The sequence below is a fragment of the Microbacterium sp. genome (assembly GCF_036566905.1).
Lineage (GTDB): Bacteria > Actinomycetota > Actinomycetes > Actinomycetales > Microbacteriaceae > Microbacterium.
Map to the genome: position 1 here is coordinate 1 of NZ_DATCVK010000110.1, position 12870 is coordinate 12870.

Genomic DNA, 12870 nt, shown 5'->3' on the forward strand with positions numbered 1-12870 from the left:
CGCCGCCGGCGTCGCGGGGCAGCTGCCCGCCGTGATCGACTCGGTCGACCGCTCGCTCGCTCAGGCTCGGGCGGAGCTCGCCGCCGCGGAGTCGGAGCGCACCGCGGTGACCACCGAGCTCGCCGAGCTCCGCACCCAGGAGAGCTCGGCGCGGGAGCGACTGGCGGGCCTCACTGAGAGCGTCCACAACCTCGAGCTGCAGATCCACGAGAAGCGGCTGCACGTAGGCGGTCTGCTCGAACGCGTGCAGTCCGAGCTCGGCCTCGACGAGGACATTCTCATTTCGGAATATGGGCCGGATCATCCCGTTCCCGTCCTTGCAGTGACTCAGCCCACTGAGTTGGAGGCGGAGGGCACGGAGGCGGCCGCGATTGCGTACGACCGCGCCCAGCAACGGCGTCGACTGCAGGAGGCCGAGCGCAAGCTCGCCCAGCTCGGTCGGGTGAACCCGCTCGCGCTCGAGGAGTTCGAAGCGCTCGAGCAGCGTCACAAGTTCATGACCGAGCAGCTCGCCGACCTCACCCAGACCCGCAAGGATCTGCTGACGATCATCGAAGAGCTCGACGAGCGCATGCAGTCGATCTTCCTCGCGGCGTTCGAAGACACGAAGGTCGCCTTCGGCGAGGTGTTCCCGATCCTGTTCCCCGGCGGCACCGGGTCGATCACGCTCACCGATCCCGACTCGCCGCTGACGACGGGCATCGAGGTCGCCGTCCGTCCGGTAGGCAAGAAGATCGAAAGGCTCTCGCTGCTCTCCGGCGGCGAGCGTTCTCTCGCCGCGGTGGCGCTCCTGACGGCGATCTTCAAAGCGCGCCCGAGCCCCTTCTACATCCTGGACGAGGTGGAGGCTGCGCTGGACGACGCCAATCTCGGCCGCCTTCTGGGCGTCTTCGAGCAGCTGCGCGAATCGAGCCAGCTCATCGTCATCACCCATCAGAAGCGCACCATGGAGATCGCCGACGCCCTCTACGGCGTGTCGATGAGGCAGGACGGCGTGTCGGCCGTCGTCGGGCAGCGCATCGTGGAGCGCGTGGCCTCCTGATCGGTCGCATCCGGCCTGCGGGCAGATGGGCACGGACGCCGGCGGCGGAGGAGTAGCGTTCGCCTATGCACATCTCTGCGCGTGCGCTGACGGCCGGGCTGCTGCTGTCTGCGGTCGCGCTGACCGGGTGCACGCCGTTCCCGCCGGGTGCGAGGCTGTTGTCACCCGAGCCCTCCGACTCGGCCTCCGCGGACGCCGGCGAGACGCCCGAGCCTGCCGATGACGCCGGCGGTCCACCGACCGAGATCACGTTCGCCGCGGGCGCGGAGCTGGACCCCGCGGTCTGGACGGTCGGCTGGGACGATCGGCTGATGGCAGCGGACGAGCGTTTCGCGGCATCATCGCCCGACGACGGCAACGGCAGCTGGGCTTATCTGGATGGACAGACCCAGTGCACGGTCGCCTTCTACCAGGGCGCCATCACCGACCTGGAGCTCGGGGCCGACGATCGCGTGAGCACCGACAACATGCTGGCCGCGGTGCTCAGCACGCAGATTCCCGGCGTGACGGGCGCCGACGTCAGCGCCAACGCGTCGGACGACTACGTCGCGCAGACGACGCAGGAGGGCACGGTCGACGTCCGCATGGTCGGCGGCAGTGGCGGCGCGGGGGGCGACGAGGCGAGCTGGAGCGAGTTCGGGCGCACGTTCGGCACCCTCGGCACGTCACTGGTCGTCAATGTGGAGTGCCCGCCGGGACAGGACATCGGCACGGAGGTGACCGACCTCCTCGGCAGCTACGTCGGCATCGCGGTGGCGCCCGCGTCGGGGTGAACGGCCCTGGCACTTAGGCTGGGGGGATGGCAGAGAGCTCCTGGTCGCTCGGCCGTGCGCTGCGCGGCATGTTCGTCAAACCCACGATCGATGAGACCACCTGGGAAGACCTCGAGACGGCGCTCCTCACGGCGGACTTCGGCCCCGACATCACCGAACGCATCATCGACGAGCTGCGCGAGAAGGTAGAGCGCTACCGCACGACCGACCCGCGCGACCTGCAGCGGATGCTGAAGGAGACGCTCGAGGAGCACTTCGCGAAGTTCGACACCACACTCCGCCTCACCGAGCGCCCGGCCGTCGTGCTCGTCGTCGGCGTGAACGGCGTCGGCAAGACGACGACCATCGGCAAGTTCGCGAAGTTCCTGCAGCGCTACGGGCGGTCGGTGGTGGTCGGTGCCGCCGACACCTTCCGCGCCGCCGCCGTCGACCAGCTCGCGACCTGGGCCGAACGGGGCGGGGCGGCGATCGTGCGGCCGCAGCAGGAGGGTCAGGACCCGGCATCCGTCGCCTTCCAGACCATCGAGTACGCCAAGAGCACCGGCACCGAGATCGTGCTCGTCGACACGGCCGGCCGCCTGCACACCAAGGGCGGGCTCATGGACGAGCTCGGCAAGATCCGACGTGTGATCGAGAAGCAGGCGCCCATCAGCGAGGTGCTCCTCGTGCTCGACGCCACGACCGGTCAGAACGGGGTCATGCAGGCTCAGGCCTTCCTGGAGCACGCGGGCGTCACGGGCCTGGTCCTCACCAAGCTCGACGGCTCGGCGAAGGGCGGCTTCGTTCTCGCCGTGCAGGAGCGCACCGGGATTCCGGTGAAGCTGCTGGGCCAGGGCGAGGGGATCGGCGACCTCACCGGCTTCACCCCGCACGTGTTCGCGGCCGCTCTGGTCGACTGATCCGGACGCCGGCGCGGACCGAATTCGCGCCATGCCGTGTTCGGGCTATCGCCGACGCGCTCGTTGCGGTTTCATGGGGTCATGGCGATCGAGCACGACTACTTCGGACTCCTGGAATCGGGGCCTGACGGATCGATCTTCTGGTCGGAGAACGTCGAACTGGGCGACCAGTCCGTCACGGTGGATCTCACGGCGCCCGACCAGGACGACGTCTCCGAGGCAGCCCTCGACGTGGCCGCCGCGCTCATCTCGTCGATCGAGGACATCGACCGCAGCGCGCGCAACGGCATGGTGAACGAGCTGAACGATCGCACCAGCGAGGTGACCGAGTACATCCTGCAGCAGCAGGAGACGCTGGGAGAAGCCCTCGAGGACACGCTCGTCGACATCTCGGGTGACGTTCAGATCGACGTCATCCGCTCGCTCCAGCTCATGAGCATGACGATCCTCGCCGACGAGCACGGCGGCTCGGACCCGTTCGCGGTGCTGGAGTACGCGCTCGATCCCGACGCCACCGACGACGTGCTGCTGGTCAACCTCGACTCCGCCGGGGCCGTGCTGTCGGTCACGAGCGCGGACTGACCGCCGCCGTCACACCGCCTGGGCGAACCCGCGCTCGACGTGGACGTCTTCGGCGATGTGCGCCAGGTGAGCCGGGATCTCGCGTCCCTTGGACAGCATCGACTGCGCCCACAGACGCCCCGCGCGGTACGACGAGCGCACGAGCGGCCCCGCGAGCACTCCGAGGAAACCGATCCGCTCGGCCTCCTCTTTGAACTCGACGAACTCCTGCGGCTTGACCCACCGCGCGACAGGGAGGTGACGCGGCGACGGGCGGAGGTACTGCGTGATGGTGATGATGTCGGTGCCGGCGGCGTGGAGGTCCTCGAGCGCCCGAACGACCTCCTCGGGTTCTTCTCCCATCCCCAGGATGAGGTTCGACTTGGTGATCAGGCCCGCATCGCGTGCCTGGGTCAGCACGTCGAGCGAGCGCTCGTAGCGGAAGGCCGGTCGGATCCGCTTGAAGATGCGCGGGACCGTCTCGACGTTGTGCGCGAAGACCTCGGGGCGGCTCTCGAACACCTCGCCCAGCAGCGCCGGGTCGCCGTTGAAATCGGTCGCGAGGATCTCCACGCCCGTGTTCGGATTCATGGCGTGGATCTGCCGGACCGTCTCGGCGTGCAGCCACGCGCCGCCGTCCGGCAGGTCGTCGCGTGCCACGCCGGTCACGGTGGCGTAGCGGAGGTTCATGCGCACCACGCTCTCGGCCACGCGGCGGGGCTCGTCGGTGTCGTAGTCGGCGGGCTTGCCGGTGTCGATCTGGCAGAAGTCGCATCGGCGCGTGCACTGCGACCCGCCGATGAGGAACGTGGCCTCGCGGTCCTCCCAGCACTCGTAGATGTTGGGGCAGCCGGCCTCCTGGCACACGGTGTGAAGCTCCTCGGTCTTCACGAGCGAGTGCAGCGCCTGGTACTCGGGCCCCATCTTGGCCTTGGTCTTGATCCACTCCGGCTTGCGCTCGATCGGAGTCTGCGCGTTGCGGACCTCGAGCCGGAGGAGCTTGCGTCCGTCAGGACCGGAGGGGACGGATGCCGCGTCCGGCGTGCCCGCGGCACCCGGCGCACTGCTGCACGCGCTCATGCGGGCACCCCGGCGAAGTCGGCGGCGAACACGCGGCTCACCGTGCCGATCACGTCGCTCGGCGCGATCTCGGCGCCGGCGACCTCGCTGATCGTCGTGACTCCGGCATCCGTGATCCCGCACGGGATGATCCCGCGGAAGCCGGCGAGCGAGTTGTCGCAGTTGAGCGCGAAGCCGTGCATCGTCACGCCGCGCTGCACGCGCACGCCGATCGCGGCGACCTTGTCCTCGCCCAGCGGGCGGCGCACCCATACGCCGCTGCGACCTTCGACCCGGTAGCCCTCGACGTCGTACGCGCCCAGCACGTCGATCAGCAGCTGCTCGAGGCGGCGCACGTGGGCGACGACGTCGACAGGCTCGGTGAGCCGCACGATCGGGTAGCCGACGAGCTGTCCCGGCCCGTGCCATGTGATCTTGCCGCCCCGGTCGACGTCGACCACGGGAGTTCCGTCGGTGGGGCGCTCATGCCGCGCTGTGCGCGCGCCCGCGGTATAGACGGGCTCGTGCTCGAGCAGCAGCAGGGTGTCGGGGCGCGTGCCCGCAACGACCTCGGCATGGATGCTCCGCTGCAGGGCCCAGCCGTCGAGGTACGGCACGTAGTCGGGGGAGAGGCCGACCGTCTGGATGTCGAGCATCGCGCTCCTTCACTCGTTCGCTCGTGGCGATTGATGGATTGCGTCCAACAATACATCCGCGTCGAGACACGAGCCGCGCATGCCACAGCACCGATGCCGGACGAACCACTCGTCCTAAGGTGGCTTCATGTCCACCGAGCCGCGCGCGGGACGACCGAAGGCGTCGTCGCGCGAGACCATCGCCGAAGCGGCGTGCGAGCTGTTCCTCGAGCAGGGCTACGAGCAGACCTCGATCGCCGACATCTCCACCCGCGCCGGCGTCAGCCGGTCGAGTTTCTTCAACTACTTCTCCTCCAAGTCCGACGTGCTGTGGGCCGGACTGGACGAGCGGCTCGTCGCCTTCGAGGCGCATCTGGGCTCGGACGAGGAGACGGATGCCGTCGCCGCCGTCCGTGCGGCGACCCTCGCCATCGCGGAGCGCTTCGCGCCCGACAGCCTCGCTCTGGGCATCGTCAACGCGACGGCGATGGGCCTCGAGGCCGAGTACGAGCGCGACGCCGCCCTCCGCCGGGCGCGCGTGGCGAGGACGGTCTCGACCCGGTTCGTCCGCGCCGGATCGGATCGCGTGCACGCCGAGGTCGCCGGCGCAGCGTGGGGCGGAGCCGTTCTCGCCGCCGTCGAGGCGTGGGCCCACGACGGTGCCGGACGCACCTCGCTGGCGCGCTTCCTGGCGCGCGCGGCCGACGCCGCACAGGTCGTCCGGCCGGTGCGCGCCGGGGACGTGCGGCAGCTGCGTGTGGTGGTCGAGGCGCCCGACTTCGAGGACGCCCTCCGCTTCTACCGCGACGTCGTCGGGATGCCGCAGGCGGAGGCGTACGAGGCCGAGGGCGGTGCCCGCGTGGCGATCCTCGACGCCGGGCGCGCGACCCTCGAGCTTTCCAACCCGGCGCAGGTCGCGTTCATCGACCGCGTCGAGACCGACGGCGACGCCCCGAGCGACCGGATCCGGCTCGCGCTCGAGGTCGACGACAGCGCCGCGGCCACCGAGCGCCTGGCGCACCGCGGCGCCGAGGTGCAGGCATCCGCCCGCGTCACGCCCTGGCGCTCCCGCAACGCGCGCCTGCGTGGTCCGGCGGGTCTGCAGCTGACCCTGTTCCAGGAGCTCGGACCCGAGGGCTGAATCGCCCGCGACGGCGGGCGGCGGCGAAGCGGGCGGTGGCGGCATCCGTCCCCGGTAGAATCGGGGCATCATGGCGACTTTCGGCACCCTCTCCGACCGGCTCACCGAGACCTTCCGCAGCCTCCGCACCAAGGGCAAGCTCACGCCCGCGGACGTCGACGGCACGGTCCGCGAGATCCGGCGTGCCCTGCTCGACGCCGACGTGGCTCTGCCCGTCGTCAAGGAATTCACCGCCAAGGTGCGCGAACGCGCCCTCGGCGACGAGGTCAACCGGGCACTGAACCCGGCGCAGCAGGTCGTCCAGATCGTCAACGAGGAGCTCGTGGCGATCCTCGGCGGCGAGCAGCGTCGCCTGCAATTCGCGAAGAACCCGCCGACCGTCATCATGCTCGCCGGCCTGCAGGGTTCGGGAAAGACCACGTTCGCGGGCAAGCTCGCCCGTCAGCTCGAGAAGGACGGCCACACGCCGCTCCTCATCGCCGCCGACCTCCAGCGCCCCAACGCGGTGAACCAGCTGCAGGTCGTGGCCGAGCGTGCCGGCGCCGCGATCTACGCGCCCGAGCCGGGCAACGGCGTCGGCGACCCGGTCAAGGTCGCCCGCGACGGCGTCGAGGTGGCGCGCCGCCAGCAGCACGACGTCGTCATCATCGACACCGCCGGTCGCCTCGGCGTCGACGCCGAGCTCATGAAGCAGGCGGCCGACATCCGCAAGGCCACCGATCCGGACGAGGTGCTGTTCGTCATCGACGCGATGATCGGACAGGATGCCGTCAACACGGCGAAGGCCTTCCAGGACGGCGTCGACTTCACCGGCGTCGTGCTCTCGAAGCTCGACGGCGACGCCCGCGGCGGTGCCGCACTCTCGGTCGCCTCGGTGACGGGCCGCCCGATCATCTTCGCCTCCACGGGCGAGGGCCTGGACGACCTCGAGGCCTTCCACCCCGACCGCATGGCGTCTCGCATCCTCGACCTGGGTGACATCCTCACCCTCATCGAGCAGGCGCAGCAGGCGTTCGACGAGGAGGAGGCGCTCAAGGTCGCGGAGAAGCTCGCGACCGAGCAGTTCACGCTCGAGGACTTCCTCGCCCAGATGCAGCAGATGCGCAAGATGGGCTCGATGAAGAAGATGCTCGGGATGCTGCCGGGCATGGGGTCCATGAAGGATCAGCTCGAGAACTTCGACGAGCGCGAGATCGACCGCACCGAGGCCATCATCCGCTCGATGACCCCGGCTGAGCGCCGCAACACCAAGCTTCTCAACGGCTCCCGCCGGCTGCGCATCGCCCGCGGCTCGGGCATGACCGTCACCGACGTGAACCAGCTCGTGCAGCGGTTCGAGCAGGCCGCGAAGATGATGAAGACCGTCGCGCGCGGCGGGGTGCCGAACATTCCCGGAATGGGTCCGATCCCCGGCGCCGGCCGGCCGGGCGCTTCGTCCAAGCGCGGCAAGCAGCAGAAGGCGAAGGGCTCGCGCTCGGGCAACCCGGCCAAGCGCGCCGCCGAGAACGCCGGCATCGCAGCTCAGAGCGCCGAGGCGCCCACCGGCTCGGGCTTCGGGCTCGGCGCCGGCGGCGCGAAGGGCGCCCCCACCGAGGCGGACCTGGCCGAGCTGCAGAAGATGCTCGGCCGCGGCTGATCCCGCACTCGTCGGAGGCCGCTGGCGCGGCACTCGTCGGGTGCCGTTGGCGCGGCATCCGGTCCTCTCCGTGGCGAGCTCAGGTGATGTCACCGCCGCATGCCGCCGGCGCCGAAGGTCTCCTCCGCCGCCACCGCGCCGGTCAGTGGCCGAGGGTGGCCAGGTGCTCGCGCAGCGTGGGGCCGGAGCGGAATTCGCCGACCAGGTGGCGCACCACCTCGCGGAGGTCGCCGTCGGCCGCGTCGGCGACGGCGAGCTGCCGCGAATAGCTCGCGCCGCCCGTGAGGATGGCCTCGATGCCCGTCAGCTCGCGGGCGCACTTGAGGTCGTCGGCGATGTCGCCGATCTCTGCGAGCGTCTCGCGCAGGTGTTCGGTGACGAGGCGCTGGGTGCCCTGATGATCGACGATCACGCGGGCGTCGAGTCCGTAGCGCGCGGCGCGCCATTTGTTCTCGCGGATGAACCAGGGCTGGATCGTCTCGAGCGGCAGGCCCTCGTCGAGACGCCGGGAGAAATGCTCGACGAGGACTTGCACCAGGGCGGCGACCGCGGCCAGTTCGGGAAGCGTCGACATGCCGTCGCAGGCGCGCACCTCGATGGTGCCCCAGCGGGGCGCCGGACGGATGTCCCACCGCACCTCGGTCGCGTCCTCCATGACGCCGGTGCCGACCATGTCGTCGAGGTAGCCCTCGAACTCGCTCCAGTTCTGGAGCGGCCACGGCAGGCCCGCGGTGGGCAGCTGCTGGAAGACGAGCGCGCGGTTCGACGCATAGCCGGTGCGCTCACCGGCCCAGAACGGGCTCGACGCCGACAGCGCCTGCAGGTGCGGCAGGTACACCGCGAGGGCGTTGATGATCGGGAAGACCTTATTGACGTCGTCCACGCCGACGTGTACGTGGATGCCCCAGATCATCATGTTGCGCCCCCACCACTGGGTGCGCTCGATGAGCTTGTGATAGCGGGTCTTGTCGGTGACGCTCTGGTCGTACCACTGCGCGAACGGATGGCTGCCCGCGCAGAGCAGATCGACGCCGTGCGGGTCGGTGTAGGTGCGCACCTCGGCGATCGCGTCGGCGATGTCGTCGACGGCCGCTGCGACGGTGTCGCCGATGCCGCTGGTCACCTCCACGGTGTTCGTCAGCAGCTCGCCGGTGACGGTGTACCGCTCGAGGCTGGAGCGCTCCTCGAGCGCGGCGAGCAGATCGGGGCCACGGGGGATCAGGTCCCCGGTCGCGGTGTCGGCGAGCATGAGCTCCCACTCGAGGCCCACGGACGAGCGGGCGGATGTCGCGAAGGGCACCGTCATGCGCACAGTCTGGCACGCAGGGGTCCGCACTCCGGTGGTTCGCGGCATGGTGCGTCATCTGGCAGAATAGAGGGCTGGACCACACGCTCGACCCTCTATCCAGCGTCGTGCTCCTCCTCTGAGCTCCCGCCGGGTGTGCACCCCACGCTCCAGGCGACAGGTTCGTTCGCTTTCCACACATTCAGGAGAATCGTGGCTGTCAAGATCCGTCTCAAGCGCCTCGGCAAGATCCGTGCGCCCTACTACCGCATCGTCGTGGCCGACTCGCGCACCAAGCGCGACGGCCGTGTCATCGAAGAGATCGGCAAGTACCACCCCACCGAGGAGCCCTCGTTCATCGAGGTCGACTCCGAGCGTGCCCAGTACTGGCTGAGCGTCGGCGCGCAGCCGACCGAGCAGGTGCGTGCGCTCCTCAAGCTGACCGGCGACTGGGGTCAGTTCAAGGGCGACAAGAACGCCGTCTCGACCGTGAAGACCCGCGAAGAGAAGCCCGCGTTCGAGATCGACTCCTCGAAGAAGTCGGTCGTGAAGCCGAAGGCCGAGAAGAAGGCCGAGGCCGCCGAGGCTCCCGCCGCCGAGGCGACCGACGAGGCCGCCGCCGAGTCCGCAGAGTAATCCGTTGCTCGCCGCCGCGCTCGAACACGTCGTCAAGGGGATCGTCGATCACCCGGACGACGTCCGCATCGACTCGTCCACGTCGCCTCGCGGCGACGTGCTCGAAGTGCACGTCCACCCCGATGACCGGGGTCGCGTGATCGGGCGCGGCGGCCGCACGGCCAAAGCCCTGCGCACCCTCATCAGTGCCCTCGCCGACGGACGCCGTGTGCGCGTCGACGTCGCGGACGACTGAGGTGTCAGGCGAGAACACCGCGGGATCGGGCGCAGACGCCCGCAAGCCCGTGAATGCCGTTCCCCCCTCGGGCAAGACGCAACTCCGTGTCGGGCGCCTCGTCAAGGCGCATGGACTCAAGGGCGCCATCAAGCTCGAGCTGTACACGGACGACCCCGAGGGCCGTTTCGTCCCCGGTGCGACGTTCACCCTGCAGGTTCCCGAGTCGTCGCCGTGGCACGGCAAGCCGCTCACGGTGCGCGAGTTCCGCTGGATGAACAGCCACCCGGTCGCCTTCTTCGAAGACGTCGACGACCGCGACGCCGCAGAGGCGCTCCTCCGCGCCATCCTGTGGGTCGATGAGGACATCCAGGCGTCGCCCGCCGAGGAGGACGCCTGGTTCGATCACCAGCTCGTCGGACTCGACGTCGTGCGCGACGGCCAGGTCGTCGGCAAGGTCGCCCGGGTGGATCATTTCCCCGCGCAGGACCTGCTCATCGTGAAGGTGCGCGACGACGAGGTGCTGGTGCCGTTCGTCAAGGCGATCGTGCCGGAGGTCGACATCGCGGCCGGCCGCGTCATCGTGACACCGCCGGCAGGGCTCTTCGAGGATCTCCCCGAAGACGACAACGGCGATGACGCTGCGGCGGACGCTTCCGCCGACGACGCCGACACCGCTCGCTGACGCGGTCTCACGGCGCACCGCCGGCACCCGTGCGGCAGATGTGATCTCCGGGAAACACGGCGGGAAACGCCCCGGAACCTCCATCCCGGATCATCGGAGGCATGGGCGAAGTACGCACCGTGTGCTCCTACTGCGGCGTCGGCTGCGGTATCTCGGTGACGACCTCTCACGCCGGGGCCGGGCAGCCGCTCACCATCGCGAAGGTCGCGGGCGACCGCTCCCACCCCACCAACGCCGGGCGGCTCTGCACGAAGGGCGCCACCCACGCGGAACTGATGCAGGCTCCGGGTCGCATGACCTCCGCACACGTGCGCCCCGCACGAGGGGAGCCGGCCGAGCCCGTCGCGCTGACTGATGCCGTGACGGATGCCGCGACGCGCCTGCGCGCGATCCTCGACGAGCACGGGCCCGACGCCATCGCGATGTACGTGTCGGGGCAGATGAGCATGGAGGCGCAGTACCTGTCGAACAAGCTCGTCAAGGGCTACCTCCGCGGCATCCACATCGAGTCGAACTCCCGTCTGTGCATGGCGTCGGCGGGGACCGGCTACAAGCAGTCGCTCGGTGCCGACGGCCCGCCCGGCTCGTACGAGGACTTCGACCACGCCGACCTGTTCTTCGTGATCGGATCGAACACGGCCGACTGCCACCCGATCCTCTTCCTTCGGATGGCCGACCGGCTCAAGCAGGGCGCGAGGCTCATCGTCGTCGATCCGCGCCGGACCACGACGGCCGACCGCGCCGATCTCTTCCTGCAGATCGCCCCCGGAACCGACCTCGCTCTCCTCAACGGCCTGCTGCACCTGCTCGTGGAGGCGGGTGACATCGACGAGGAGTTCATCGCTGCCCACACCGACGGCTGGGAGCACATGGCGGAGGTCCTCGCCGAATACCCTCCCGCGCGCGTCGCGGAGCTCACCGGACTCGCCGAGGACGACATCCGCACCGCCGCCCGCTGGATCGGGGAGGCCGACGAGTGGATGACGCTGTGGACCATGGGCCTCAACCAGTCCACCCACGGCACGTGGTCGACCAACGCGATCTGCAACCTCCACCTCGCGACGGGCGCCATCTGCCGGCCGGGGAGCGGGCCGTTCTCGCTGACGGGCCAGCCGAACGCGATGGGCGGGCGCGAGATGGGGTACATGGGCCCCGGGCTTCCCGGGCAGCGTGCCGTGTTCAGCGCCCCCGACCGCGCCTTCGTCGAGGAGATCTGGGGCCTCGCGCCCGGGTCGATCCGCGCCGAGTCCGGCGCCGGCACCATCGACATGTTCCGCCGCGCCGCCGAGGGCGAGATCAAAGCGGTGTGGATCATCTGCAGCAATCCGGTCGCCTCGGTCGCGAACCGCAAGACGGTGATCGAGGCGCTGGAGAAGGCCGAGCTCGTCATCGCCCAGGACGTCTACACCGAGACCGCCACCACCGCGTACGCCGACATCCTGCTGCCGGCCACGCTGTGGGTGGAAGCCGATGGTGTCACGGTCAACAGCGATCGCACGCTCACGCTCGTGCGGGACGTGCTGCCGGCCCCGGGCGAGGCCCAGCCGGACTGGCTGACCATCTGCCAGGTGGCGCGCGCGATGGGGTTCCCCGGCTTCGACTTCGCCTCGAGCGACGAGGTGTTCGACGAGATCCGCCGCTTCTGGAACCCGCAGACCGGATGGGACCTGCGCGGCGTCACGTACGAGCGCCTGCGCGAGACGCCGGTGCAGTGGCCCGCACCCCCGGACGACGCCGCGACGCGGCATCCGATCCGCTACCTCAACGACGGGGTGAGCCAGTCGCTGCACGTGGAGGACGACGGCTCGGTGCCCCGCCTCGCCTTCGCGACCCCTTCGCGACGCGCGCAGTTCCTGGCGCGCCCGCACCTGCCCCCCGCGGAGCTGCCCGACGACGACTACCCCTGGGTGCTCAACACGGGCCGGCTGCCGCACCACTGGCACACCCTGACGAAGACGGGCCGCGTCGCGAAGCTGGCGAAGCTGCACCCCGGCCCGTTCGTCGAGGTGCACCCCGTCGACGCCGAGCGCCAGGGGATCGCGGAGGGTGATCTCGTCGAAGTCGCATCGCGCCGTGGCCGTTTCGTCGTTCCCGCGGTGCTCACCGACCGGGTGCAGCCCGGCGGACTGTTCGCGCCGTTCCACTGGAACGACGAGCACGGGGAGTACGTGACGGTGAACGCGGTGACCAACGACGCGGTGGACCCGCTGTCGGCGCAGCCGGAGTTCAAGTTCGCCGCCGTGACGCTGCGGCGCGTGGGGCCGCCGCCGGGCGGTGCGGCGACCGGCTCCGCCGACGAGGCGC

At 70.0% G+C, this 12870-nt stretch carries 13 protein-coding genes; 10 read left to right on the top strand and 3 right to left on the bottom strand.

All coding sequences use genetic code 11. From position 1 onward, the window contains the following. The 4 genes from VIP82_RS08155 to VIP82_RS08170 all read left to right on the top strand — a co-directional run. Positions 1-1042: AAA family ATPase (locus VIP82_RS08155; RefSeq protein ID WP_331907468.1), on the top strand; the 1042-nt coding region annotated here is incomplete at its 5' end. Between the two features lie 65 nt (positions 1043-1107). After that, on the top strand, positions 1108-1815 hold the full coding sequence (locus VIP82_RS08160) for a hypothetical protein (RefSeq protein ID WP_331907470.1): 708 nt from the start codon (positions 1108-1110) through the stop codon (positions 1813-1815). Between the two features lie 26 nt (positions 1816-1841). Beyond that, on the top strand, positions 1842-2714 hold the full coding sequence (gene ftsY, locus VIP82_RS08165) for a signal recognition particle-docking protein FtsY (RefSeq protein WP_331907472.1): 873 nt from the start codon (positions 1842-1844) through the stop codon (positions 2712-2714). An 81-nt stretch (positions 2715-2795) separates the two neighbouring features. Then, a complete protein-coding gene (locus VIP82_RS08170; RefSeq protein ID WP_331907474.1) occupies positions 2796-3296 on the top strand; it encodes a DUF2004 domain-containing protein in 501 nt (166 codons plus the stop codon). A 9-nt stretch (positions 3297-3305) separates the two neighbouring features. On the opposite strand, the gene lipA is transcribed toward VIP82_RS08170, so the two are convergent. Together lipA and lipB are read right to left on the bottom strand one after the other, a co-directional pair. Then, entirely contained in the window at positions 3306-4355 is a 1050-nt protein-coding gene (gene lipA / locus VIP82_RS08175) for a lipoyl synthase (protein WP_331907476.1), read from the bottom strand. Next, positions 4352-4990 (bottom strand): lipoyl(octanoyl) transferase LipB, encoded by a 639-nt coding sequence (gene lipB, locus VIP82_RS08180; RefSeq protein WP_331907478.1) that lies wholly within the window; start codon positions 4988-4990, stop codon positions 4352-4354. The genes lipA and lipB overlap by 4 nt, the downstream gene beginning before the upstream one ends. Before the next feature lie 127 nt (positions 4991-5117). Here lipB and VIP82_RS08185 point away from each other — a divergent pair, with 127 nt between their 5' ends. Continuing rightward, on the top strand, positions 5118-6110 hold the full coding sequence (locus VIP82_RS08185) for a TetR family transcriptional regulator (protein WP_331907480.1): 993 nt from the start codon (positions 5118-5120) through the stop codon (positions 6108-6110). A 70-nt stretch (positions 6111-6180) separates the two neighbouring features. After that, positions 6181-7746 (top strand): signal recognition particle protein, encoded by a 1566-nt coding sequence (gene ffh, locus VIP82_RS08190; RefSeq protein ID WP_331907482.1) that lies wholly within the window; start codon positions 6181-6183, stop codon positions 7744-7746. A 142-nt stretch (positions 7747-7888) separates the two neighbouring features. On the opposite strand, the gene VIP82_RS08195 is transcribed toward ffh, so the two are convergent. After that, positions 7889-9052, bottom strand: coding sequence for a glutamate--cysteine ligase (locus VIP82_RS08195; protein ID WP_331907484.1), 1164 nt, complete (start codon positions 9050-9052; stop codon positions 7889-7891). Between the two features lie 192 nt (positions 9053-9244). Here VIP82_RS08195 and rpsP point away from each other — a divergent pair, with 192 nt between their 5' ends. From rpsP to VIP82_RS08215, 4 genes are all read left to right on the top strand, one after another. Then, the gene (gene rpsP, locus VIP82_RS08200) at positions 9245-9667 is read left to right on the top strand and encodes a 30S ribosomal protein S16 (RefSeq protein WP_308867009.1); all 423 of its coding nucleotides are present in this window, start codon (positions 9245-9247) and stop codon (positions 9665-9667) included. A 4-nt stretch (positions 9668-9671) separates the two neighbouring features. Continuing rightward, positions 9672-9902: an RNA-binding protein gene (locus VIP82_RS08205; protein ID WP_045276246.1), complete on the top strand. Its 231-nt coding sequence runs from the start codon at positions 9672-9674 to the stop codon at positions 9900-9902. Between the two features lie 49 nt (positions 9903-9951). Next, the gene (rimM, locus tag VIP82_RS08210) at positions 9952-10566 is read left to right on the top strand and encodes a ribosome maturation factor RimM (protein ID WP_331907488.1); all 615 of its coding nucleotides are present in this window, start codon (positions 9952-9954) and stop codon (positions 10564-10566) included. A 101-nt stretch (positions 10567-10667) separates the two neighbouring features. Continuing rightward, positions 10668-12870 (top strand): molybdopterin oxidoreductase family protein (locus VIP82_RS08215; protein ID WP_331907486.1); only part of this gene is annotated, 2203 nt, incomplete at its 3' end.